This window comes from Maribacter sp. TH_r10, assembly GCF_033101095.1.
Classification (GTDB): Bacteria; Bacteroidota; Bacteroidia; order Flavobacteriales; family Flavobacteriaceae; genus Maribacter_A; species Maribacter_A luteus.
In genome coordinates this window covers 43,534-67,152 of the sequence record NZ_JAWMPY010000005.1, presented here as the reverse complement: position 1 = coordinate 67,152, position 23,619 = coordinate 43,534, and the positions used below count along the sequence as shown (strand labels likewise).

23 protein-coding genes are annotated in these 23,619 nt (G+C 39.7%); 13 read left to right on the top strand and 10 right to left on the bottom strand.

Annotated elements, in window-relative coordinates; translation table 11 throughout:
• Window positions 1-73 precede the first annotated feature (73 nt).
• Complete coding sequence (locus R3X28_RS13105) at window positions 74-439, bottom strand: arsenate reductase family protein (RefSeq protein ID WP_154364418.1); 366 nt, start codon at window positions 437-439, stop codon at window positions 74-76.
• Window positions 440-443: 4 nt separating this feature from the next.
• Window positions 444-668: a hypothetical protein gene (locus R3X28_RS13100; protein WP_282055373.1), complete on the bottom strand. Its 225-nt coding sequence runs from the start codon at window positions 666-668 to the stop codon at window positions 444-446.
• Between the two features lie 212 nt (window positions 669-880).
• Between R3X28_RS13100 and R3X28_RS13095 the strand changes: the two genes are divergently transcribed.
• The 3 genes from R3X28_RS13095 to R3X28_RS13085 all read left to right on the top strand — a co-directional run bounded on the left by R3X28_RS13095 (window position 881) and on the right by R3X28_RS13085 (window position 3,129).
• On the top strand, window positions 881-1,732 hold the full coding sequence (locus tag R3X28_RS13095; RefSeq protein ID WP_154364422.1) for a universal stress protein: 852 nt from the start codon (window positions 881-883) through the stop codon (window positions 1,730-1,732).
• Window positions 1,733-1,829: 97 nt separating this feature from the next.
• On the top strand, window positions 1,830-2,501 hold the full coding sequence (locus R3X28_RS13090; protein ID WP_282055374.1) for a dienelactone hydrolase family protein: 672 nt from the start codon (window positions 1,830-1,832) through the stop codon (window positions 2,499-2,501).
• A complete protein-coding gene (locus R3X28_RS13085; protein ID WP_179955030.1) occupies window positions 2,494-3,129 on the top strand; it encodes a phosphoribosyltransferase in 636 nt (211 codons plus the stop codon). Before R3X28_RS13090 ends, R3X28_RS13085 begins: the two co-directional genes overlap by 8 nt.
• Before the next feature lie 99 nt (window positions 3,130-3,228).
• On the opposite strand, the gene R3X28_RS13080 is transcribed toward R3X28_RS13085, so the two are convergent.
• Window positions 3,229-3,435, bottom strand: coding sequence for a dodecin family protein (locus R3X28_RS13080; RefSeq protein WP_317664831.1), 207 nt, complete (start codon window positions 3,433-3,435; stop codon window positions 3,229-3,231).
• 116 nt (window positions 3,436-3,551) lie between these two features.
• Window positions 3,552-4,643 carry a site-2 protease family protein gene (locus tag R3X28_RS13075; RefSeq protein WP_317664829.1) on the bottom strand — a complete coding sequence of 364 codons (1,092 nt, stop codon included), beginning with the start codon at window positions 4,641-4,643 and terminating at the stop codon, window positions 3,552-3,554.
• Window positions 4,644-4,868: 225 nt separating this feature from the next.
• On the opposite strand from R3X28_RS13075, the gene R3X28_RS13070 reads away from it, so the two are divergent.
• A complete protein-coding gene (locus R3X28_RS13070; protein WP_282055376.1) occupies window positions 4,869-5,816 on the top strand; it encodes a 1-phosphofructokinase family hexose kinase in 948 nt (315 codons plus the stop codon).
• Window positions 5,817-6,968: 1,152 nt separating this feature from the next.
• Here R3X28_RS13070 and R3X28_RS13065 read toward each other — a convergent pair.
• The gene (locus R3X28_RS13065) at window positions 6,969-7,136 is read right to left on the bottom strand and encodes a hypothetical protein (RefSeq protein WP_317664827.1); all 168 of its coding nucleotides are present in this window, start codon (window positions 7,134-7,136) and stop codon (window positions 6,969-6,971) included.
• A 340-nt stretch (window positions 7,137-7,476) separates the two neighbouring features.
• Between R3X28_RS13065 and R3X28_RS13060 the strand changes: the two genes are divergently transcribed.
• The gene (locus tag R3X28_RS13060; RefSeq protein WP_154364434.1) at window positions 7,477-8,286 is read left to right on the top strand and encodes a universal stress protein; all 810 of its coding nucleotides are present in this window, start codon (window positions 7,477-7,479) and stop codon (window positions 8,284-8,286) included.
• Window positions 8,287-8,290: 4 nt separating this feature from the next.
• Here the strand turns inward: R3X28_RS13060 and R3X28_RS13055 are convergent, their stop codons facing one another.
• The 3 genes from R3X28_RS13055 to R3X28_RS13045 form a co-directional block, all read right to left on the bottom strand.
• Complete coding sequence (locus R3X28_RS13055; protein WP_154364437.1) at window positions 8,291-8,557, bottom strand: hypothetical protein; 267 nt, start codon at window positions 8,555-8,557, stop codon at window positions 8,291-8,293.
• 124 nt (window positions 8,558-8,681) lie between these two features.
• The gene (locus R3X28_RS13050; protein WP_317664824.1) at window positions 8,682-8,972 is read right to left on the bottom strand and encodes a hypothetical protein; all 291 of its coding nucleotides are present in this window, start codon (window positions 8,970-8,972) and stop codon (window positions 8,682-8,684) included.
• 11 nt (window positions 8,973-8,983) lie between these two features.
• Window positions 8,984-9,859 carry a universal stress protein gene (locus tag R3X28_RS13045; protein WP_154364441.1) on the bottom strand — a complete coding sequence of 292 codons (876 nt, stop codon included), beginning with the start codon at window positions 9,857-9,859 and terminating at the stop codon, window positions 8,984-8,986.
• A 232-nt stretch (window positions 9,860-10,091) separates the two neighbouring features.
• On the opposite strand from R3X28_RS13045, the gene R3X28_RS13040 reads away from it, so the two are divergent.
• From R3X28_RS13040 to R3X28_RS13015, 6 genes are read left to right on the top strand one after another with little or no spacing between them, the layout of a single operon-like run.
• Window positions 10,092-10,457, top strand: a complete 366-nt coding sequence (locus R3X28_RS13040) for a carboxymuconolactone decarboxylase family protein (RefSeq protein WP_282055379.1) — start codon at window positions 10,092-10,094, stop codon at window positions 10,455-10,457.
• Window positions 10,441-12,411, top strand: coding sequence for an ATP-dependent zinc metalloprotease FtsH (ftsH, locus tag R3X28_RS13035; RefSeq protein WP_317664821.1), 1,971 nt, complete (start codon window positions 10,441-10,443; stop codon window positions 12,409-12,411). The genes R3X28_RS13040 and ftsH overlap by 17 nt, the downstream gene beginning before the upstream one ends.
• 32 nt (window positions 12,412-12,443) lie before the next feature.
• On the top strand, window positions 12,444-12,836 hold the full coding sequence (locus R3X28_RS13030) for a hypothetical protein (RefSeq protein ID WP_282055381.1): 393 nt from the start codon (window positions 12,444-12,446) through the stop codon (window positions 12,834-12,836).
• A gap of 3 nt (window positions 12,837-12,839) precedes the next feature.
• On the top strand, window positions 12,840-14,525 hold the full coding sequence (locus R3X28_RS13025; protein ID WP_317664818.1) for an AarF/ABC1/UbiB kinase family protein: 1,686 nt from the start codon (window positions 12,840-12,842) through the stop codon (window positions 14,523-14,525).
• Window positions 14,526-14,585: 60 nt separating this feature from the next.
• Window positions 14,586-17,117, top strand: coding sequence for a cation-translocating P-type ATPase (locus R3X28_RS13020; RefSeq protein WP_317664816.1), 2,532 nt, complete (start codon window positions 14,586-14,588; stop codon window positions 17,115-17,117).
• A 31-nt stretch (window positions 17,118-17,148) separates the two neighbouring features.
• Complete coding sequence (locus R3X28_RS13015) at window positions 17,149-17,913, top strand: exodeoxyribonuclease III (RefSeq protein ID WP_154364453.1); 765 nt, start codon at window positions 17,149-17,151, stop codon at window positions 17,911-17,913.
• A gap of 22 nt (window positions 17,914-17,935) precedes the next feature.
• Here the strand turns inward: R3X28_RS13015 and R3X28_RS13010 are convergent, their stop codons facing one another.
• Window positions 17,936-18,334 carry a hypothetical protein gene (locus tag R3X28_RS13010; protein WP_317664813.1) on the bottom strand — a complete coding sequence of 133 codons (399 nt, stop codon included), beginning with the start codon at window positions 18,332-18,334 and terminating at the stop codon, window positions 17,936-17,938.
• A 261-nt stretch (window positions 18,335-18,595) separates the two neighbouring features.
• On the opposite strand from R3X28_RS13010, the gene ligD reads away from it, so the two are divergent.
• Entirely contained in the window at window positions 18,596-19,489 is an 894-nt protein-coding gene (gene ligD, locus R3X28_RS13005; protein WP_154364457.1) for a non-homologous end-joining DNA ligase, read from the top strand.
• A 10-nt stretch (window positions 19,490-19,499) separates the two neighbouring features.
• Here the strand turns inward: ligD and R3X28_RS13000 are convergent, their stop codons facing one another.
• The gene (locus tag R3X28_RS13000; protein WP_317664810.1) at window positions 19,500-19,997 is read right to left on the bottom strand and encodes a hypothetical protein; all 498 of its coding nucleotides are present in this window, start codon (window positions 19,995-19,997) and stop codon (window positions 19,500-19,502) included.
• A 245-nt stretch (window positions 19,998-20,242) separates the two neighbouring features.
• Here R3X28_RS13000 and R3X28_RS12995 point away from each other — a divergent pair, with 245 nt between their 5' ends.
• Complete coding sequence (locus R3X28_RS12995; protein WP_317664808.1) at window positions 20,243-23,485, top strand: PAS domain S-box protein; 3,243 nt, start codon at window positions 20,243-20,245, stop codon at window positions 23,483-23,485.
• Window positions 23,486-23,619: the final 134 nt, after the last annotated feature.

Below are 23,619 nucleotides of genomic sequence, written 5' to 3'. Positions count from 1 at the left end.
CCAATGACCTAAATCAGTAAATACCCTTTCAAGTTTAACTTCATTACTCATGACATTTGGCAAATACTTGGGCTTAAATCCTAATAATGTCCGATGGAGTTTCTACGAGTATTGTTATATTACCTCGTAGGGCAATAGGCTGCTTCATTATTTCAGGATTTTTAACAATCATCTTTATCCAATCTTCGGAGGAAAAATCGTGTTGTTCAAATTTCACCTTATATGACGGGTGCTCTTGGTTCACCAGTTCTTCTACCATAATACCCAACCTATCGGCCAATTCCACAATTTGCATACCCGTTAAACGGGTTTTCAATATATCAACGGCTAAAATGGGCAACCCTTCTGCCTTGGCAAAAGCCATGGTCTGTTTTGCCCTGCTGGAATGTGGATGTATGAATAAGGTAATCTGTCTTTCCGATGTGGCTATCTCTCCCATTATATTACGTGATTAAGTTAGTCTTGGTATGTGTTTTCATATGCTTGTCCAAAAGCTGTTGTAAACTTTCCAAATAATCCTGAAGTTCTTTCATATGTACTTCCGGATGTATTTCTGACGGCAAGGTGACCGGGTTCTCATCCAAAAAATGATATAGTTCCGGATAGTCTGTTTCTATTTTTGTAGTCAATTCAGCAATTCGAGTAAGTATGTTCTGTGGATTGTTCATCGTTCAAGATTTAATTATTCAAAATCGGAGCATGTTATTTCTTTTAGCAAATACATATTCACAAAGAGATGATTTTCATGCCGTGAACAAATATATCGCGACCTTCTTATTTGCTAAATGACCTAGATCATCCTGAGGTTTTAAGGTTGACTGATGCATATCATTTCGCTGGCCTTTAGATCATACTATTTTAGAGTCGTAATAAATTACAGATGAAAACTTTTTTATATGCCACGGATTATTCTGAAAATTCAGTTGCTGCATTACATTTTGCAAGTGCGCTTAGCCAAGAACTTAAGGCCAAACTTGTGGTATTGCATGTATTTGAATTGCCGATAACATTGGCCAGTACGGTTTCGCACACCTATTCCCGAAGGGAAGTAAGGGCTTTTGCAGACCAACGCGAAAGGCTACTTGCCTTTTGTTCCGAATATTTAAGGGGGCAATCTGAATCTTTGAATATAACCTATAGCATAGACGAAGGAAAACCTGCGGATGAAATCATCGTTAAAAATGCCATAGAATATAAGGCAGACCTTATTATTGTTGGGGCAAAAGGCGGCAATAAGATCAAGGAAACGTTCTTAGGAAGCACCACAACGGCCTTGATCGACAGTGCCCCTTGTCCTGTCTTGGCCATACCCAGTGATGTAGATTTCCATGGTTTAAACAAAATGGTCTACGCGACAGATTTCGAGGGAGCCGATATTTTCACCATCGAGAAACTGATACACCTTTCCAAACCACTGAATATCGATTTGCACCTAGTTCATGTTTCTTCAAGGGACGTTCAAACCAGTGAGAACCAATTGGAATGGTTCAAAAACATGCTACGGCATAAGGTAAAACACGAAAACATACATTTTGACCTGCGCTATGGGGAAGACGTATTCTCAACACTACAACAGTACGTTCATGAAGTAGAACCCGATTTGGTAGCGATGTTAGAGCGCGAAGGACTTAGTCTTATCAAAAATCTCACCCACAGGGATTTGGTAAAAAGAATGAGGTCGGAAGGCCATTTTCCCCTTCTTAGCTATCACAAAAAAAACATCATGGACTGATTCTAAAAAAGAATCCTGGTTATCATGGATTTACCCATATGATTGTCTTGATCATTTTACCCGAATCCATATAGCCATTGTAATAAAACAACACACAATGTTAAACAAGATCAAAACAAACAAATCGGTGACCATCGAGTTAAAAGACACCAATTTAAAAGGAAACCTTACCATACCGGAAAATGCGATCGGGTTGGTTATTTTCTCACATGGCAGTGGAAGCAGCCGACTCAGTCCCCGAAACAACTTCGTATCGGTATTACTTCAGCAAAAAGGTTTGGCCACTCTTCTTTTCGACCTTTTGACCGAGGAAGAAGACCGCGATTATGAAAACCGGTTCAATATTGAATTACTGACCACACGCCTTGTTCAAGTAACCCAATGGGTAGGGCAACAAAAAGAAACCCGCAACTTGCCGATAGGGTATTTTGGAGCAAGTACGGGAGCTGCCTCTGCCTTAAGGGCCGCTGCATTTTTAGGCCCAAAAATAGCCGCTGTTGTATCAAGAGGAGGAAGGCCGGATATGGCCATACAAGACCTAAGCAAGGTTATGGCCCCGACTCTTTTGATCGTTGGTGGTCGGGATGAAGCGGTTATTGAAAAAAATGAAAAAGCATTTGAAAAATTGACCTGTGAACGAAAATTAGAAATAATTCCGCAGGCCACACATTTATTTGAAGAAACAGGCAAATTACAGGAAGTTGCCCTCTTAACCACAAATTGGTTTGCCAAATACCTAGTACCCCAAAAAATGAAACATAGTGTTTAAAAATAGAATCGATGCCGCCATTCAATTAGCGAGCAGATTAATGCAATTTAAAAAAGAGAACTTGGTCATTTTGGCCATTCCCCGTGGCGGACTGCCCATTGGAGCCATAGTGGCAAAGGCATTGAATGCCCCGTTGGATATTGTTTTGACCAAAAAAATAGGACACCCCAACCAGAAAGAATATGCCATTGGTGCCGTAAGCCTTGAAAACATAGTGCTCACCGAAACCAACGGAATTTCCCAAGAATACATCGATAATGAAACCTCCCGTATTCGGAAAATACTTAATGACAGATACAAGCAGTATTACAGGAATAAGGTGCCGACCGACCTAAAGGACAAGACCGTCATTATCATTGATGATGGTATCGCCACGGGTAACACCCTTTTGGTTACCATTGCATTGGTGAAAAAACAAAAACCGAAAAAAATAATTGTGGCCATTCCCGTTGCCCCGAATTCCACACTAAAAGTTTTGGAGACAACGCCCGGTGTAGATAAAATCATTTGCCTTTTGGCCCCAATGAATTTTAGGGCAGTAGGTCAATTCTATGAAACGTTTCCGCAGGTTTCGGATAAGCAAGCCATACAATGGCTAGAACAAACCAGAAACCAAAAAAACAAGTAAAGGCTCATGTAAATCACAAATAAGTAGAAGATAGAAAAAAGGCATATTCAGAACTGAAACATGCCTTTGAAAAACAATTGTACAAATAAGACCGGATCATCAACCTTGCATAATACCGAAACTAACTTTCGTATTCACCCTATATTCGGTGACTTGATTGTCCTTTACGGAAACCTGCATATCTTGGATATAAACAGATTTGATGTCCTTTACCGTTTTTGAAGCTTCTTCGACAACTTTCTGTACGGCATCTTCAAAACTAACTGTAGAATTCCCTAAAATCTCGATAACTTTCAATACTGCCATGATATTTATATTTTATGATTAATTACATCTGACAATGTACTTTGAAAGCATAGTATTTCAAATGATCTACATCACCCGTTTTATTTTTATCAAGATTGAAAGAATCGAAACCTAAATCAATATTCCAATTTGGATTGCAACAGAACAAATTCATTTATATTGGCCATATCAATTGCGCCCAACAAAACGCCATTATGGTTTACCACAGGAAAAAAGTATTCCTTGTGAACCTCAACAGACCGCAATACCTCTTTAAGTGGTGTATGCCCATATATTTCCTTGAAGGAAGTTTTCATGATTGTCCTTACTTCCAAAGTCCTATTTTTGGAATTTTTAATGATATCGTCATTTTTCAAAATACCTACGGGTTTTCCTGCGTTGACAACAACGAAATCCTTTTCCGTACCTGAAAGGATCAACTCAACCACCTTTTCCATGGTATCCTCGGGATGTAAAAGGTTAATATCAGTCAACATGGCTTCTTTTACGATATGCCCTCTTAACAATTCTGATTGTTGCACCATTTTATTTTCCCCGTAAGCCCCGATAAAAATGAACAAGGCTATCAAAACCAAGAATGGGTTGAAGAGCATACCCAATAATAAGAAAACGATAGCGATGGACTGCCCTATACCCGCAGCAATCTGAGTTGCCTTTACCCGATCGGTCCTCATCGCAAGTAAAGCCCTTAGTACACGTCCGCCATCCATAGGAAATGCGGGAATAAGATTAAAGACCACCAGTGCTGAATTTGCCAAAAAAAGGTAGAATAAAAAATTACCCAAGTTTAGTTTACTGAGCTCTTGGAGCAATTCAACGATATGCAATCTCAATAGTCCGTGAACGGGAATTGAAAAATATAGAATCCCGGCTATGATCAAATTCACCATTGGACCCGCAATGGCCACCATTAGTTCTTGTCTAGGATTTTCCGGAATCTCATCTAAACTGGCAACTCCGCCAATAGGCAACAGGGTTATCTTCTTGGTCTTTATCCCGAAACGTTTGGCCATTAAACCATGCCCCAGTTCATGTAGCACCACACAGATAAAAATAACCAACACATAGGCAATATTGAACAAAACGGATTCCATATTCCCTCCTCTCTGGATTTCCAAAAAGGCCACCCAAAATAGAATGAACAAAAATGTCCAATGTACCACGATACTAATACCGAATACCTTACCAAGTTTCAATACTCCTCTCATTTCTCCTTTTTTAAGATGGATTAAGATATCCATATCACCATAAATCCGGAATGATATGAATCAGCAATACAACTTAGCAAGGCCTTGACATCAAATACCTTCGGAGCCCAACAACTGATAAGCATCATTGTGAAAAACATAAAATGCCTAGAACTTTGATTCATGCCCAAGAACTTTTAACCCTATCATCCTCATATAAAAAAATGACATTAAAATTTATATCAAATGCAAAAGACCATCACCTTGACGATGAATCCTGTTGTTGACAAGGACACCCATGTCGCCGGTATAGTACCCAATAAAAAACTCCGTTGTGCCACCCCCAACTATTATGCAGGTGGAGGTGGCATCAATGTTTCCCGGGCCTTGAAAAAACTTGGTGGCCAGTCGCTTTGCATGTATTTGGCGGGCGGACCTCCAGGCACCCATTTACAACAATTGGTTACCGAGGAACATATGGCACAAAAGGTTATACCTATTGAAGGTTGGACACGCGAAAACCTATCCGTTACCGACACCAACACCCAATTACAATATAGGTTCGGGGTTCCCGGCCCAAAAGTCAAAGAAGAAGAATTACAAGAGGTACTCACCTATTTGGAAGAAACTTTGGCTACTGATGATTTTATGATCGTTAGCGGTAAACTACCCCAAGATGTGCCTCCTGATTTTTATGTTGAAATATCTAAAATCACCGACAGGAAAAATGCGAAATTCATTCTGGACACCTCTGGTACCGCCTTGCTTCCCAGTATGCGATCGAACATATATTTAATGAAACCCAATTTGGGGGAACTTAGTACCATTATGGGCATCACCTCTATAGCTTCCACTGAACTTGAAACCCTTGCCAAAAAATTCCTGAAAACATTCCAATGTAAGATACTCGTGGTATCTTTAGGTGCCAAAGGGGCTTTTTGGGCCCATAAGGATAGTTTTGAACATATACCCGCACCAACAGTACTACAAAAAAGTACAATTGGGGCAGGAGACAGTATGGTCGCGGGCATGGTACTTTACCTTACTTTGGGAAAACCGCTAAGCGAGGCCATTAAATATGGTGTAGCCTGTGGTACGGCCGCCACCTTGCACCCAGGAACACAACTCTGTACCAAAAAAGATGCGGACCGACTCTTTGAATGGGTAAAACACCATTCTGTTAAAAAAGAATAAAAACCCCCAAACTGACCTAGGTCATTTCCAGCACGTTACATATACTTTACTTTAGCCCCAAGTTTAAAAGAGAGTTAGTTCATTGACAAGGAAATCGGGTCTTTTTCGGGGGGAATTTAAGACCCTTAAAAAAAAGGAGAGGCAAAACATTTGATAGACCATTTGAATCCTAATAGGGGTTTAGAAATAAATTTTAAAGAGGGTCAGTGTAAGTGTAGATCAAATAAGAAAGCATCTTCTGAGGAACCGGGGCATTTAGGTGTTCCGGTTCTTTTTCCTTAAAAAAAAGTATCAAACTGATACAGATCATTTCAAAACGTAATTGAACAGTTTACTTTTGTCAAAGAATAAGTTCATTGAAAATAAAATTTGGGTTTTTGGGTCGTGGGGATACGAAAATCCAACATAAAAGAAGAGTTTTTTGCGTAGCGATAGACTATTAGAACCATGAAAAGATTTAGGTTTAAATTTCAGTAAAGGTCAGTGTTAGGAAAAAATCGATACAAAAAAACATCTTCAAGGAATCCGGGATATTTGGGTATTCCGGATTCTTTTAAAAAAACGATCATCAATATCGTAAGATAAAGATGGTCATAGTAGGGATGAGAATGAAATTGAGCTGTTGACAATCGCTTAGGCCATTTTAGCGATAAAGTGATTTAACAGGTTGAAGAACAGTATTGATGAATTCAAGTTCTCTATGGAAGAACAGGTAAACATAACGTTTACCTGTTTTTTTCTCTTTGACACTAATCATTAAGACCGCTAAGTAGTGATGTCTTAGCAGCTATAAAGTGATGTCACTTGAAAATCTTGGGTTAAAACCCCAAGGACATGTATTATGTTTCAGTTAGGCTATCGGCCAAAAATAAAGTGATATCAGAAAAGGACTGGCGTGTTTCGATATACCAGTCTTTTTTTATGTGAAAAAATGAACCAAAAAACCAATCATAAAACAAAGATGGGTATACCGGCACTGACCCCTTTGATAGGGATTGGCGTTTTCGTTATTTGTTATGTTCTGGCTACATTAAATTACCCTGGTGGCAATTGGAGTTCACCCGATCATGAAAGTTTTAGCATATGGCATAATTACTTATGTGATCTATTGGATAGCCAAGCTATAAATGGCGAAGAAAATTCAGCTAGACCCTATGCCATATCAGCCTTATTGGCTTTATGTCTTGGCTTATTCACATTATGGATTCGTCTACCTGCGTTGTTCATAAGAAAAAGCCCGAACCTACGAGTAATGAAGGTATCTGGCCTATTGGCCTTAGCCACGATATTTTTCTTGGCCTTGGGCAGCCATGATACCATTGTTAGAATAGCCGGTTTTTTTGGTGTTATTGCCTTTACCTCAACTTTAATCGAACTTTTTAAGGCGGGTTACGGCAAAATTTTCTTTCTAGGCCTAATTTGTCTTTTTGTCTTTCTTACGAACTACTACATTTATGAGTCCGGCAGATATATTTCTTGGCTACCGGTTATCCAAAAAATAACATTCGTCCTTTACATTATTTGGTTTATTGGACTAGATCTTATGCTATATCGAACACCAAAGTGCATGGCAAAAAACAATCGGTCTTATTGAACCTGACATACATCATGTAAATTGAATGGCATTCCCATTAATTTTGATGAATAAATAGATTGATAGATGTTGAAAATCCTACTTCCCACCGACTTCTCTGCCAATGCCCAAAAGGCGATTGACTATGCGTTTCAGTTATTCAAAAAGGAAGAATGTACATTTTACGTGCTGCATGCCTATCATGATGCCCCATCGGCCCCTAAAAGCCGAACCGACCTGGAAAAGGAACTGGAGCAATTGGTCGAGAACATGCGTATAAACGAACAGCATCCGAAACACCGTTTTAAATCTGTTTTTATGGTCGACTCCGTTGTGAACGCCTTGAACGTTACTGCGATCGACAACGCCATTGATTATATTTTTATGGGCACCAAAGGTTCAACTTCCCTTATGAATGTTTTCATGGGAAGTAATACCGTTAGGGCCATTAAACAGGTACACGCCTGCCCGATCATAGCCATTCCTTTAGATTTTGATAATACCACGCCAAAACAAATAGCTTTTGCGAACAATTTTAGACATCGCTTTATCCCTGAGGAATTATCTCCCTTAATAAAAATGGCGAAACTATGGAATGCTACAGTATCCATTATCCATATATACTCGAAGAAAGAACTCGATGAAGACCAAAAACTGAACAAAGAAGTGCTAATAAACATCTTGAAGGAAATAAAAACGGTTTTCCATGAGGTTCAAATGGATGTCTCTGTTACATCCTCTTTGGTCAGGTTCGAAAAAGAGCATTCAAAAATGGATATGGTGGCCTTACTAAAGACAAAACACGGTTTCCTACATAAATTATTGAGCGAACCGGTAATTCGCAAGATCGTATTCAATACAGAAGTCCCATTTATGGTATTTCCGCAAAGTAGCTAGTTCTTTAAAACGCCGTGGTGTACATAGAATCTTGCTCGCTCCTCAAAGGAGGTGAAGTCGGTGCAGTAAAGGATTGAATAGGGAACCCTATACGGGCCATTTCTTGTTTTACATTGTTCAATCCCATGGAATCTATATATAGAAAATTCAACATCCCATTTTCTACATCTATATCGATAACACAGATGTCCATTATCCTACTAAGATTTCTTAAGATTGTGTTTTTACCTTTCTCACATTTTAGGTTTTTGATATTTGCCAAAGCTTTCATTGATATGTTTTTAGGGTTCAAAAACAATATAACATAGCAGGTTATCCATGAAAATGACCTACGTCATTCTTGTGAAAAAAAAAGTGGAAATATGATAATCTTAACAGAAAACCATTTTACATTCCTAGCCCAGCATAAAGTCCGGACAAAATATGGGCAATATGAAAAACACGAACAAGAAGAACAGGAATGCCCAAAGTACCCCCATTAAAAGCGGATACAAAATAATACCACCTTTAACTTTCGGGTTAAGTGAATGTGCGATTAAACCGTGGATTCCCATACTTAAAAAAGTAAAAATCAACCCAGAGGAAATAATCAAAAACACATTGGTCTGTGTTTCCCTAATACCGTAAAGATAAAATCCCAACCCTAAAGCCACTATGATCAAAATACTATAAACCCTTTTAAACATGGTGATGAATTTTACAATGCTTTTTTAAAATAAAATAGTTGATGGTTGCTCCCCCTCATACTCAATAGAGGTACCTTACCATAAGATTCCATTTTTTTAACCAAGTCCTGACCGAACCATTTTTTAACAAAACCTACCTTTTCCCTCTCTAGCATCACCACCAAATCGGCATTGGTTTTTCCGAGGTAAATTCTAAGGGATTCAAAAATATTCTCGGAATAAAGGACTTCAAAATCCATATCCCCGTAGGTCACTTTCTCCTGGAGCATTTCCTTGAACCACTCCATCTGTGTTTCACCTTTGCTCTCTGCTTTTGCTGCAATATGGACCACCTTGATTTCGGCCTTAAACCGTTCGGCCATTTCGGCAAGCTTACGTATCGCATACACATCCTCCTCTTCATAAGCCGTTGCATAAACAATAGTTTTGGGCAACCTGTAACTTGTTCCTGCGGGAATGGAAAGTACGGGACAAGGGGCCTTCTCTATCAGTTGTTTTGTGGTACTTCCCATAAGTATTTCCCGAAAGGCACTTCCGCCTTTCATTCCCATTACGATCAAATAGGCATGCCATTCAGAAGCTACGGCCATAATCCCTTTAATCACTGAATTACTTTCTACGGGCTCTAATTGTACATTTGGTTTTTCGTACCCTCTTCCCAAATGCTCTTCACAGAATGCCTCTAACTTGGAACGGTGCATCTTATGGGCATTTTCCTCTAGATGGGGAAAAGGTTCATCCAACCCCTCTGTACCAAGTACGGTAGGGTAATCGAAAACATGGGCAACCACTAAACGGGTTCCCATATGAATCGACATATTATAGGCATATTTTAAGGCAGCCACTGAATTGGTCGAATAATCGGTAACGTATAGGATAGTTTTCAATGTAATGCTATGTTTTGGTTTAATCAAAGCTACATAGCCCACTTCTTTTTGCCAATGATCTACATCATGGGCTCACCATGCCAAAAGCTTAGAAAACATGACTTTAACCCCACTAATTTCGTATGGGCATGATCTAAATCATTCGAATTCATATCTAGGTCATTTAGCTTTGATATTCCCAAAATGAAAGAATGTATTCTATAAAAACAATTATAATCTAAATTCTAAGAAAATGTTACAGGATTATTCAAAAAAATTCAACGATTTAAACGGAAAAATGAAAGAATTGGGCATTGAAATACCCGATACCATGAAAGGCTTTTCAGATTTACACCATGCCAGTATTGCCGATGGTGCCCTTTCTTCAAAAACCAAGGAATTGATAGCCTTGGGCATTGCCATAACCGTACGTTGTGAAGGTTGTATTGCCTGCCATGTACATGATTCAATACAAGCTGGGGCAAAATCTGAGGAAATCATGGAAACTATCGGTGTAGCCGTTCTTATGGGCGGCGGACCATCAGTGGTTTATGGATGTGAAGCCATGGACGCCTTAAAACAATTCGGAATACTCGAGGAAAATGAAGCAACCTTCTAATACAGAGGATAAAAAAGGCCTTAAAGAAGATAAGATTCAAAAACCACCCTCCGGGGGATCTGGTTTCAATTGGTTATACCTTCTTTTATTGGCCTTTTTATTGCTATTTACTTTTTTTTCCAATCCTACTACCACTACTAAAGAAATAAGTTGGGCATTTATCCAGGATTCCCTTATCACACAAAATAAAATCCAAAAAATCATTGTGGTCAACAAGGAATATGCAGAGATATTCCTAACTCCCGAAGATACCAATAACGAGCGTAACAAAGATTTTTCGGAGAAATGGTTTCAATCAGCAAGAGCACCCGAATACAGGATTACCATTGGGTCTGTTGACAACTTTGAGTCCAAGTTAGACCGTGCCCAACAGGAAATGGCCTCTTCAGAAAAAATTAACGTACAATATCAAAACCGCGGGAGTTGGCTCGGTATACTTTCGTGGCTTTTACCTTTTGGGCTCATCATCCTATTTTGGATGTATATGCTCGGTAAACTTGGAGGGGGCGGTAAAGGCACAAATCCGTTGTTCAATTTTGGGAAATCTACGGCCGTTCTTACCGAAAAGGGCACCAAAAGTCCCGTAAGCTTCAACGATATCGCAGGTCTCAAAGAGGCGAAGGCCGAAGTTATGGAGGTTGTTGATTTTCTTAAAAACCCTGAACGCTACACCAAACTAGGAGCTAAGATTCCCAAGGGCGTTATGCTGGTCGGTCCTCCAGGCACAGGAAAAACATTAATGGCAAAAGCCGTTGCCGGTGAGGCACATGTACCGTTTTTCTCCATGTCTGGTTCAGAATTCGTAGAAATGTTCGTAGGTGTTGGGGCCTCACGGGTACGTGACCTGTTCAAGAGGGCCAAGGAGAAGTCGCCCAGTATAATATTTATTGACGAAATAGATGCCGTAGGTCGTTCCCGCGGCAAGGTAAACGCCTTCCAGGCCAATGATGAAAGGGAAAGTACCTTAAACCAATTATTGACCGAAATGGACGGATTTGGCCCCAATACCGGGGTCATAGTTCTTGCGGCCACCAACCGCCCCGATGTATTGGACAAGGCCCTTTTGCGTCCAGGAAGGTTTGATCGCCATATTTATCTGGAACTACCTACCAAAGAAGAACGCGTAGAGATTTTCGGGGTACACCTACGCCCACTTAAACTTTCGAAAAATGTTGATAATGAGGTATTGGCAAGGTTGAGTCCAGGTTTCTCCGGAGCCGACATTGCCAATATTTGTAACGAGGCAGCACTAATCGCTGCACGAAAGAAAAAGAACAAAGTGGAACAAGAAGACTTTATGGAAGCCCGAGACCGCGTAATCGGTGGTATGGAACGAAAAAGCAAAATCATTTCAATCAAGGAAAAAGAAATCGTAGCGCACCATGAAGCAGGGCATGCAGTTGTTAGCTGGTATCTTGAACATGTAGATTCTTTGGTAAAAGTATCCATCATCCCTAGGGGTAAATCTTTGGGTTCTGCTTGGTACCTGCCTGAAGAAAGGCAAATCGTGACCAAATCTCAGTTTATGGATCAAATATGTGCCTCATTAGGTGGGCGTGTCGCGGAAGAAATCATATTCAACGAAGCATCATCCGGCGCTTTGGACGATCTTGAAAAGGTTACCAAACAAGCTTATTCCATGGTTTCATACTATGGGCTGGATAAAGAAATAGGCCCATTAAGTTTCTATGACTCTTCTGGCCAAAATGAACGATTGTTGGGCAAACCCTATAGTGAACACATGGCACGATTAATAGATAAAGAAGTTCAGAATTTGATAAATACCGCTTATGAAAGGACCCGAAAACTTTTGACCGATCATCTTACGGAATTGAAAAAATTGGCCCAATTACTCCTTAAACAAGAGGTTGTCGAAATAGACGAATTGGAAGAACTATTGGGAAAAAGGAGACCACAGCGCCCAACCTCTTCTCCTCAAACGGTTGAAACTTAAAACTCAATAATATACATATAAAATTATTTCAAATGGAAAAGATCAAGGAAATATTGTATGATGAAAATCTACATTTTGAACATGAAAACTGGAAATCGGAATTGGAATTTTGGGACGATGAATTAAAAACCTTTACCAACCGTATGAGTGAACTGGTTACCCGATGGACCAATGATGAGATACTAGAACAATTGGAACATTTTCAGAATGAATTCGTATTGCACGGTGCGGTTATCGATGATTTCAAGGAAACCATAAACAAACATGAGGCCAATCTTGCCAATCGAAGTAAAATGAATTCGGAATCTTTGAATGTAACACTTGTAAAAACACATATGCAACTGAGGGAGAAAATGGAAAAACAAAGACAAAAATATGCCGACCTGAAGAAAGAATTCTTCCGGTTCCTTTCTGAATACATGTAGAAAATGCAAGACTTGAAACTTTCAAAGAACCGTAAATTAAAAAGGTATAACAGACTTTTTAATGTTTTGGCCAAATATGGCTTTGATCAAGTATTGGCCAATAGCGGAATTAGACGAATGTTTCCAGAAGCATATTTCAAAAAAAGAAACGAAAAAACCATCAAAACCGAATCCCTTTCCGCATATGAGCGTATACGCATGGTTTTGGAGGAACTGGGACCTACTTATGTTAAACTTGGACAGATTTTCAGCAATAGGGAAGATATGTTGCCGCCCGCACTTATCAAAGAGCTCGAAAAACTGCAAGATCATGTACCTAAACTTAAGGATTTTGACGTCTACGAAGCCATAGAAAATGGCCTCAAGATCAAAGGCATGGACCATTTCATATTCATAGAGGCCGAACCCATAGCAGCAGCTTCATTGGCACAGGTACATAAGGCACAGTTGCTCAACGGCAAACTGGTCGCACTTAAAATACAACGGCCCAATATCCTGGAAACCATAAATGCGGACATTGCCGTAATGAAGCAGGTAGCCAAAAGCTTGGAAAAATACAGTGCCCAAGCAAAGGCTTTTCAACCAATGCGTATCATCGCCACATTTGAAAAGAGTATTCACCAAGAGCTCCATTTCTTGCGCGAGATAGACAATATGGAACGCTTTGCCAAGAATTTCGAAAACAATGGAATTATGTATGTTCCCAAGGTGTACCGTGAATACTCGACCGACAGTATCATCTGTATGGAATTCATCAGTGGCATAAAAATATCCGAAACAGACACGTTAAAAAAATGGAATATAGACTGCAAATCGGTTGGCCAAGTAGGAGTTGACCTTTATTTGCAACAGGTATTGGAACACGGATTCTTTCATGCAGACCCACATCCCGGTAATATTTTCGTACTACCGGAACAAGGCCGCATCTGCTTTATCGATTATGGGATGATGGGCTATCTATTGCCCAAAGACAAGGAGGCCCTGGAAGAACTATTACTCTATTTTACACAAAAGGACATAAAAAAACTGATACCTGTTCTGGAAAAAATAGCGGTCAAAACCGAGATTCCGGACTACACTAAATTGGAAGATGACCTTTACGACCTTGTACAAAGTATAAGTGATACTTCCATTAGAAATATAAAATTGGGTGAGACCCTTTCGCAATTCAAAAGTGTTTTATTTCGGAATAACATTATTCTCTCCCATAACCTTTACTTACTAATCAGGGCATTGATTATTATTGAGGGAGTCGGACTGAAACTGGATCCTGAATTCAATATTACAGAAAACCTTAAACCTTACGTATCTCAATTGGCCCGAAAAAAATATAGTCTAAAACGGTTGGTCAAAAAAAATATGCTACGTTTTAAGGACTATAACACGCTTATAGACAATCTTCCCGAGGACATCAATGCCATCCTAAAAAAAATCAAAGAAGGGAAACTTGTGGTCATACATGAACACAAGGGTCTAAAAGAATTTCAGGTAGCATCGAACAAAGCTATCAATAGATTGGTGTTCGCAGTTATCATCGCCGCCTTATCAATAGGCAGTTCCATTTTAGTCTTGGCCCAAATGCCCCCTATGATCAATGGCGTTCCCCTATTGGGTGCCATTGGGTTTGTTATATCGGCCCTTTTAGGATTCTATGTGGTCATATCCATATTTAGAAACAAACAATTTTGATGCTGCTCTTTGTGTATTGAATCAGTGCCGAATGCAATTCGTAAATTGTAGTAACTTTTAATGTCTTATTCAAAAACGCCTATGTCCATAGACCATTTCGACATAAAGGGATTGACTTCGGAGGAAGTAAATAAAGCCAGGGCCGCATATGGAAAAAACACCTTGGAAGAAAAAAAGGACATCGGTATTCTTAAAGCCCTTAAGAGTTTGGTACAAGAACCCATGGTTCTTTTACTACTGGTTGCATCGATCATCTATTTCGTTTCAGGAAATTATGGGGATGGTATCTTCCTCGCTGCGGCGATCATACTGGTCGCCGCTATTTCCCTTTACCAAGATGGGCGTAGTCGCAATGCCATTGAAAAACTACGTTCTTTTACACAACCCAAATGCAACGTTATCAGAAATGGGGTTGTCGTAGAAATAAATAGTGAGGATGTTGTATTGGGCGATAGTTTAATGGTCGAGGAAGGTACTACCATTGCGGCTGATGGCACAATTGTTCACTCCAATGATTTTTCTGTGGACGAATCCCTGCTGACCGGGGAATCGTTATCCGTCTATAAAGACCCGCAAAACAAAGACAACACTGTTTATAAAGGCACTACCGTTGCTAGCGGCCTTGCCATCGCAACTGTTACGGCGATCGGCAACAAAACCCAATTGGGCAAAATAGGTAAAAGCTTAGAAAGTATTCAAGAGGAGAAAACCCCTCTTGAACGGCAAATAAACAATTTCGTTAAGAAGATGGTCATTGTCGGTGCCATCGTTTTCATTATTGTATGGGGAATTAATTTTTATAACTCCCGTGATATTTTGGACAGCCTTCTAAAGGCATTGACCTTGGCCATGTCTATTCTTCCAGAAGAAATTCCCGTGGCCTTCACCACTTTTATGGCCTTGGGCTCGTATCGATTAATGAAACTGGGAATTATCGTTAAACAGATGAAAACCGTTGAAACCCTAGGTAGTGCCACCGTAATCTGCTCGGACAAAACAGGTACCATTACCGAAAACAAAATGACCTTGGCCAAGATCTTTGCTTTATCTTCTAAAAAAGTAACCGATGCCAAAAGCCTTTTAGATCCTTTTGAGAAAGAACTTATAGAAACAGCTATGTGGGCCAGTGAGCCCATACCCTTCGACGCTATGGAAATAGCCCTACACGCATCTTACCGGGAAAATTTTTCCATTGATGCTCGACCCACATATAAAATGGTTCACGAATATCCATTGGGGGGAAAACCACCCATGATGACCCATATTTTCGAGAATAGTAAAGGTAATCGAATCATTGCCGCGAAAGGGGCAGCTGAAGCTTTGATTGCTGTTTCTTCTATTTCAGAAACGGATATACAACGTATAAATTCCGCTATCACCGCACTGGCCAATAAAGGGTATCGTATCTTGGGTGTGGGGAAATCTGATTTTCACGGCACCTCCTATCCTAAAAAACAACAGGAATTCAATTTTGAATTTTTGGGGCTTGTGGCTTTTTATGACCCTCCGAAAAAGAATATCCAAGCGGTTTTACATGGTTTTGATTCTGCTGGTATAAAAGTAAAGATCGTTACAGGCGACAATGCATTGACCACTGCTGCCATTGCCAAGGAAATCGGTTTTAAGGGTTACCAAAAAAGTATTTCAGGTTCGGACTTAATGACTTTGAACGAGTCACAACTTAGCACGGCCGTAAGTTCAAAACGTGTATTCACCCGAATGTTCCCTGACGCCAAGTTAAAAATCATCAATGCGCTTAAATCAAATGGGGAAATTGTGGCCATGACCGGTGATGGTGTAAATGATGCACCGGCACTTAAGGCAGCAAATATTGGTGTTGCCATGGGAAAAAAGGGAACGGAAACCGCTAAAGAAGCCGCTTCGGTCATATTACTCGAAGATGACCTATCCCGAATGTTGGATGCCATAGCCATGGGCCGGCGAATCTACACTAACTTGAAAAAAGCCATCCAGTACATCATCTCGATCCATATCCCCATAATTTTAACCGTATTTTTCCCTTTGGTCTTAGGCTGGGTGTACCCCAATATCTTTACTCCAGTGCATATTATCTTTTTAGAATTGATCATGGGCCCCACCTGCAGTATCATCTATGAAAACGAACCTATGGAAAAAAACACCATGATCATGAAGCCACGACCACTGACATCCACTTTTTTTAATTGGTCGGAACTGGCCACAAGTGTCATTCAAGGTTTAATGATCACAGTGGGTACTTTGGCCACCTATCAGATTTCGGTTCATTCCGGTTTTAACGAGGCTACGACCCGGACCATGGTTTTCGTAACATTGATTTCTGCTAATATTATATTGACCCTTGTAAACCGGTCTTTCTACTTTTCCGTCTTTACCACCTTAAAGTACACGAATAAACTGGTTCCTTTGATTATCACGATTACGATTATAGTAACCTCACTTCTATTATTAATTCCTCCCCTTACCCGGTTTTTCGATTTTTCAACGTTGACACTGAACCAGGTTTTCATAAGTTCCGGAATTGGTTTTTTAGCAGTGATCTGGTATGAATTCGTTAAAGTGTATAAGCGAAGAATTGGTCCCCGAGATATATAAATCTTATATTTGAATCAATAAAACCCAGACAATGAACATTATCTCTTGGAACGTGAACGGCATACGGGCCGTGGTCAAAAAAGATTTTTTTGAATCTATCGAAAAAATGAATCCGGATATTCTCTGTATTCAAGAAACCAAAGCGCAAGATAATGAGGTAAAGAAAGCATTATCTCCGATGGAAGGGTACAATAAAGCCTATAATTCCGCAGAGAAAAAAGGATATTCGGGTACGGCTATCATAAGCAAGACCGAACCAAAAAGCTTTGCCTTGAATATGGGAATCCCGGAACACGATACCGAAGGCAGGATCGAATGTGCGGAATTTGAAGCATTTTATTTAGTGAACGTATATGTTCCCAACTCAGGCCAAAAATTAGACCGGTTGGATTATCGCAAACAATGGGATGCCGATTTTCTGGCCTATCTTAAGAATCTAGAAAAGAAAAAACCGGTGATCGCCTGTGGGGATTTCAATGTGGCGCATAGGGCGATAGATTTAAAGAACGACAAATCCAACTACAATAAAACCGCAGGATACACCCAAACGGAAATCGATGGCATGGATAATTTCATCAATTCAGGGTTCGTAGATGCCTATAGGCATTTATACCCGGAAGAGGTTGCTTATACCTATTGGAGTTACCGTTTTAAATCAAGGGAACGGAATACCGGTTGGCGTATCGATTATTTTCTGGTAAGTGATTCGTTGGTGGACAAAATTAAGGATGTACGGATTTATTCCGATATATTCGGTTCCGATCACTGTCCGGTCGGGTTGGAGATTGAGGTATAAAACGGTAATGTACCTCACTACTTCATAGTTTCTTTACATACCCGAAGACCATCTTTTTGAATTCTTTGATGTCATTTTCGAAAAGAACCATACTGTCATGGAATCTTCTGTGCTCTTCCCTATATTCCCCATCGGAAATTCCCTTTTCCCCTCTCTCTAAACGAGCCAATAGATTTTCATGTCTTTTTATATCTTCGGTCAGGTAATCGAATAGGTTTTCGTGCACTTTATCCAGATGGTTCAACATTCGTCCATATTCCGACTTTTTAACTTCCCGCTTATCGAGGATTGTGGCAAAAAACTTGACTTCATCCCTCCAAAAATCAACAGTATCCAACCATTCTCGACTTTCTTGATGTAATACAGTAAGACTTGCACCCAACAATAATTCTGTTTTGGGATTTGATATAATCGTATTCATGGTAATTAATTTTAATATCGCAATCAGTGTTTTTTCGCTACCACAAAAATGCGAACTTACACTTGGTCGCAAAATGATCTGCATCAGGCTGTGGGTCTTTACAAACGTAATTAACATCAATGATACATATCATTGTCGAAACAATCACAACAGGGTATTTTTACCTACTTTTTTTGCTCTCTTTAGAACATAAGCAGATTTTACTTAACGTCGATAATTGAGGATAAAAATCAAAATATACGGTCCCAAACTATTAAAAGCATGGTATTTTCAGAAACAGGCTATAAGGACAAAGTTTTCTTTCCGAAATCTGGCATTACGAAAAGAGAGCTGATCCAATACTACGAACGTATAGCTCCCTTTATGCTCCCTTACCTAATAGATCGGCCATTGACCTTGCATCGTTTCCCTGATGGCATAGCACAAAAAGGGTTCTTTCAAAAACATGCCTCGGATTATTTTCCCGATTGGATAAAAACCGTGAAGATCAAAAAGAAAGATGGTTGGGTAAACCATGTTCTTTGTAATGACCAAGACACCCTGACGTATTTGGCCTACCAAGGCACTATAAGTTTTCATATTACCTTAAGTAGATTGGGCAAGCTTGACTACCCGGACAGATTGATTTTTGACCTTGACCCTTCGGGAAATGATTTTGAACAAGTAATGAATGGTGCACAGGTTCTTAGAAAATTGTTGGGCGAAACCCTAAACCTCCCAACCTATTTTATGCTAACGGGATCCAAAGGAGTGCATGTGGTAGTTCCTTTGATGTGTGTTGAAAATTTTGATGAAGTTCGTGCCTTTACAAAACAAATAGCGTTTTATTTGGCAGAAAAGTATCCTGAAGACTTCACCATTGCCATGAGAAAAGACCAACGCCAAGGGCGATTATTTATAGATTACCTCCGAAATTCCTATGCACAAACCGCTATATGTCCTTTTTCAGTACGTGCTTTTGAAAATGCCCCTATAGCCCTCCCGGTTTCATGGGCCGAATTACAAGTAATAAAAAGCTCCCAAGCTTTTACCATCAAATCCATTTTTAAAAGAATTATGAAAGTCGAAGACCCTTGGAAAGACTTTCAACAAAATGCAGTGATCTTGAGCAGTCCCAAAAAGAAAATGCAGAATCTGATTGGGACCGAGGATTAAAGGCTTTTTACTATAAAATCCTATTTGGATTAACATTAAAATATTTTGTGTGATCTTCTTTTGTAACCCATGTTTTACATAAAAGAAGAAACCTACCCTCGGCTAATTTAGTTATGGCCAGGGTTGTTTCATTATCATTGAGCCCCAAGCCCCTTAGAATACCATAAATCCCCTCGGACATTGCCCCAAGTTTTTTCCCGTCAACTTCTTGTAAAAACACCGGCGAATATGGTCCGGCGACAAAAACAGTTCCGATATCTTGATTAAAGAATAATCCGAAAAGTGCCTTTGGCCCCAATAAGTTCTTCCAATAATCCTTGAATCCAGGTCTCAACATCTCTAAATCCCCTTCCCCTTGGTAATATTTCCCAAGTTTGAACATTACGGTCAATTGGGTATTCCTTGAATTTTCCTGTATGAATTCAACCCATTTTTCAACATGTGATAATTGGGCGGTTGTTTTAAAGAAAATAGAGGGTTTATCTTTTTCAATAGTCTTCGATATCATAATCCGTACATAATAATATTCTAGGTAAGAGGAGACGATCTACCTTGTCCGGGCATTAATGTAACCCTAAACACAAATTGTTGAAATGATATACATCAATCCGGAATGATAATATCAAAATTTATACGACTATTTTTCAAGCCTCCCGTTTTATCAAGCCTAAATTCGATATGATAAATGTCATTTGAAAAAACATGTTGGTGATTTATATTTAAATTTAGTCGACCAAGCATCAATGATCCATAATGAAAAACACCTTGAAAGACCTTACCCTTTTTGAACGAATATTCGATATTTCCCTCGAAGGCATTCTCGTAGTTGACCAAAACGAAAAAATCATTAAAGTAAACACAGCCTGTGAAGAGATGTTCGGCTATGACCATAACGAACTACTGGGTAAAAAAATCGAGGTCTTACTACCACATAAATTCAGAAAAGCCCATAAAACACATTTTTCGGAATTTACAAAAAAGCCCATAAAACGACCTATTTATCATGAAATGGACCTATGGGGCATAAAGAAAGATGCAACTGAATTTCCATTGAAAATCAGTCTGAATCCTGTATCATTCAATGATGAACAAGTAACCATTGCCTTTATTAGGGATACTATAAACTCAAAAAAAACAGAACATAAACTAAAAGCCAAAGAAGCCAAGAACAAAGCCCTTTTAAATGCCTTACCAGATATTACGGTTATACAGGATTACGCAGGAAACATCGTTGATTTCTTCGCTCCCGAAGAGACTGTGGTAAAAGTTGATAAATCAGAAATCATCGGTAAGAACATAAAGGAAATAGTTCCTCCGGAAATCTCGGAAAAGATACTGAAAACCCATAACGAGGCTATTAGAACCAAGAAAATCCAAATAAGGGAATATTCCTTGAAACTAGATGGCAAGATGGTTGATTTTGAGTCTAGGACCGTTCTGCTAAATGGAAATAAACTATTGACAATCGTACGCGATATTACCTCCAAGAAAAGAGCAGAAGAAGAATTGAAAAACAGTGAGGCCAAAAACAGGTCGATTTTGGAAGCACTGCCCGATCTTATTTTCGTACATGACAAAATGGGCAACATTCTTCAGGTGAACGCTTCTGATTTTTCCCCCATAGTTGGGCCTATAGAGAGTCTTATAGGCAAGAATTTCAAAGACATTTTACCCCCAAAGACCAGCGTCTTGATTTTAAATGCCCTTACAGAGGTGCAGGAAACCAAAAACACGGTTTTAAAGATCATTACCTTACCTATTGATGATGTCCCTACCGATTTTGAAATACGCTTTGTACCTCTTGATAACGAGACCTTCCTATGCGTTTTACGTGATATTACCAAGACCAAGGCCATACAAGATGTATTGAATATCCGTAACAGTGCTTTGGAAGCGGCCCGTAACAGTATCATCATCGTAAATGCCCAACTACCGGACCTCCCCGTTATTTATTGCAATGATGCATTCTGTTCCCTTACAGGATATGACCGTAGCGAGGTTTTAGGTAAAAATTGTCGGTTTTTACAAAAAGATGATCGGGAGCAAGAAGGGGTCAAAATCATAAGAAAGGCCATTGAAGCCCAAGAAACGGCCCAGACCGTACTACGCAATTACAAAAAGGACGGCACACTTTTTTACAACGAACTTACTATTACGCCCGTTCGAAACCAAAATGGCCAATTGACGCATTTTATAGGCGTCCAGAACAATGTGACCGAACGTATCAGGGAAGTGCAGATAAAAGATCAGATACGCCAGGTACTCGAGAGGATCGCCAAACAAGATTCCATAGAAGAAATAAGCAAAACGATCGTTGGGGTACTTGAGAGTAATTTACCTTGCTGTGTTGCCACGATCTATGCATTGGATCCCAAAAAGAAAACACTACATAAAATGGCGGCACCCAACCTTCCCAAAGGCTTTTGCGACATCATCGAAGATGTTCCCATAGGACCGGATATGGGTTCTTGCGGGATTGCGGCCTATTTAAAAAAGGAAGTGATCATTACCGATCTAACCACCAACCCTCTTTGGAAAGAGTACCACGCCGCAGCACTTGAACACGGACTGAATTCATGTTGGGCCTATCCCATATTTTCATCTGACCAAAAAGTATTGGGCATATTCGGTGTGTACTGTAAAAAACCAAAAAAACCGAATAAAGCCGATAGGGATATTATTACTGATTTAACCCAACTGATCAGCATTGCATTTGAAGAACACCAAACCCGTCAACAATTGGCAAAAAGCCATTGGTTATTGGAAGATTATGCCAAAGAGCTTGAGCAAACCGTTAATGAACGTACCAATGAGTTGAAGGCAACTGTTCAAAAAATGGTGGAAGCCAACCTTAACCTTGAAGACCAGATCAAGGAAACCAAAGCTGCGGAGAACAGGGCACTGGAGAGTCAGGCCATGTTTACGGCCATAGCAAAAAATTTTCCCAAAGGGGTCATAATCGTTTTTAACAGTGCTTTTGAAATCGTTTATATAGATGGAGGGGAAATGCATAGGATGGGAATGGACAAAAATAGATTTGAAGGAAAATGCATTGATGATATCGATATTTTCTCCAAACAACGCCTACACCGTGTCAAAGAAGATATAAAAAGGACTATAGGAGGTGAGTTCCTTTCTTTTGAAACCCGGTTCAGGAATAAGTATTTTACCGTAAATACCTCTCCTCTGATGGATGGAAACGATGAAGCTAAATGGACCCTTTTTGTTTACAACGATATTACCAAACTTAAGCAAGCAGAAACCGAAATGCGCAAGGCACTCGTACGAGAGCAAGAGCTCAACGAGTTGAAATCGCGCTTTATATCAATGGCTTCACACGAATTCAGGACCCCACTAAGTGCCATTCACTCTTCGGCCATACTTATTGAAAAACAGAATATGCCGGGCAAAGAGGCCAAGCGGGAAAAATATGTAAAACAGATCAAACAAAATGTAAAGGCCTTAGTAGTGATCCTTAACGATTTTCTCTCTTTGGGCAAATTAGAGGAAGGCCGGGTACGACCCAATCCCGAAATCATGGACTTGGTTTCTTTCACTAAAAATATCGTAACGGAATTTGAACCCAACCGAAAAAGAGGGCAACATATCAAGGTTCATACAAATGAAAAACCCATAGAGGCTTATCTCGACCCTAAACTCATGCACCATATACTGACCAATCTATTAAGTAATGCCATTAAATACTCGACAGAAGGACAAGAAATATTGGTGACCCTGACCAAAGAAAAAGAAAAGGTGACCATACAAGTTTTGGATCATGGTATTGGTATTCCCAAAGAGGAACAGGACCAGCTCTTCCAAAGGTTCTTCAGAGCGCAGAATAGTACAAACATCCAAGGAACGGGGCTCGGTCTTAACATCGTAAAACAATACACCGAATTAATGGGCGGAACGATCGGGTTGGACAGCGAGCAAGACAAAGGCGCCACATTCTGGGTTACTTTTAAAACAAAAAAACATCGAGAACTCCTGTAAATAATTAAGTCAACATAACACGAATAGCAATGATATAAGAAAAAACCAAGATACATAGGCCTTAAACATCAATAACAAGAATGCGAAGGCCCATAAAATGAACTGAACAAGGTCTATCCTACTTTAGGCTTTTA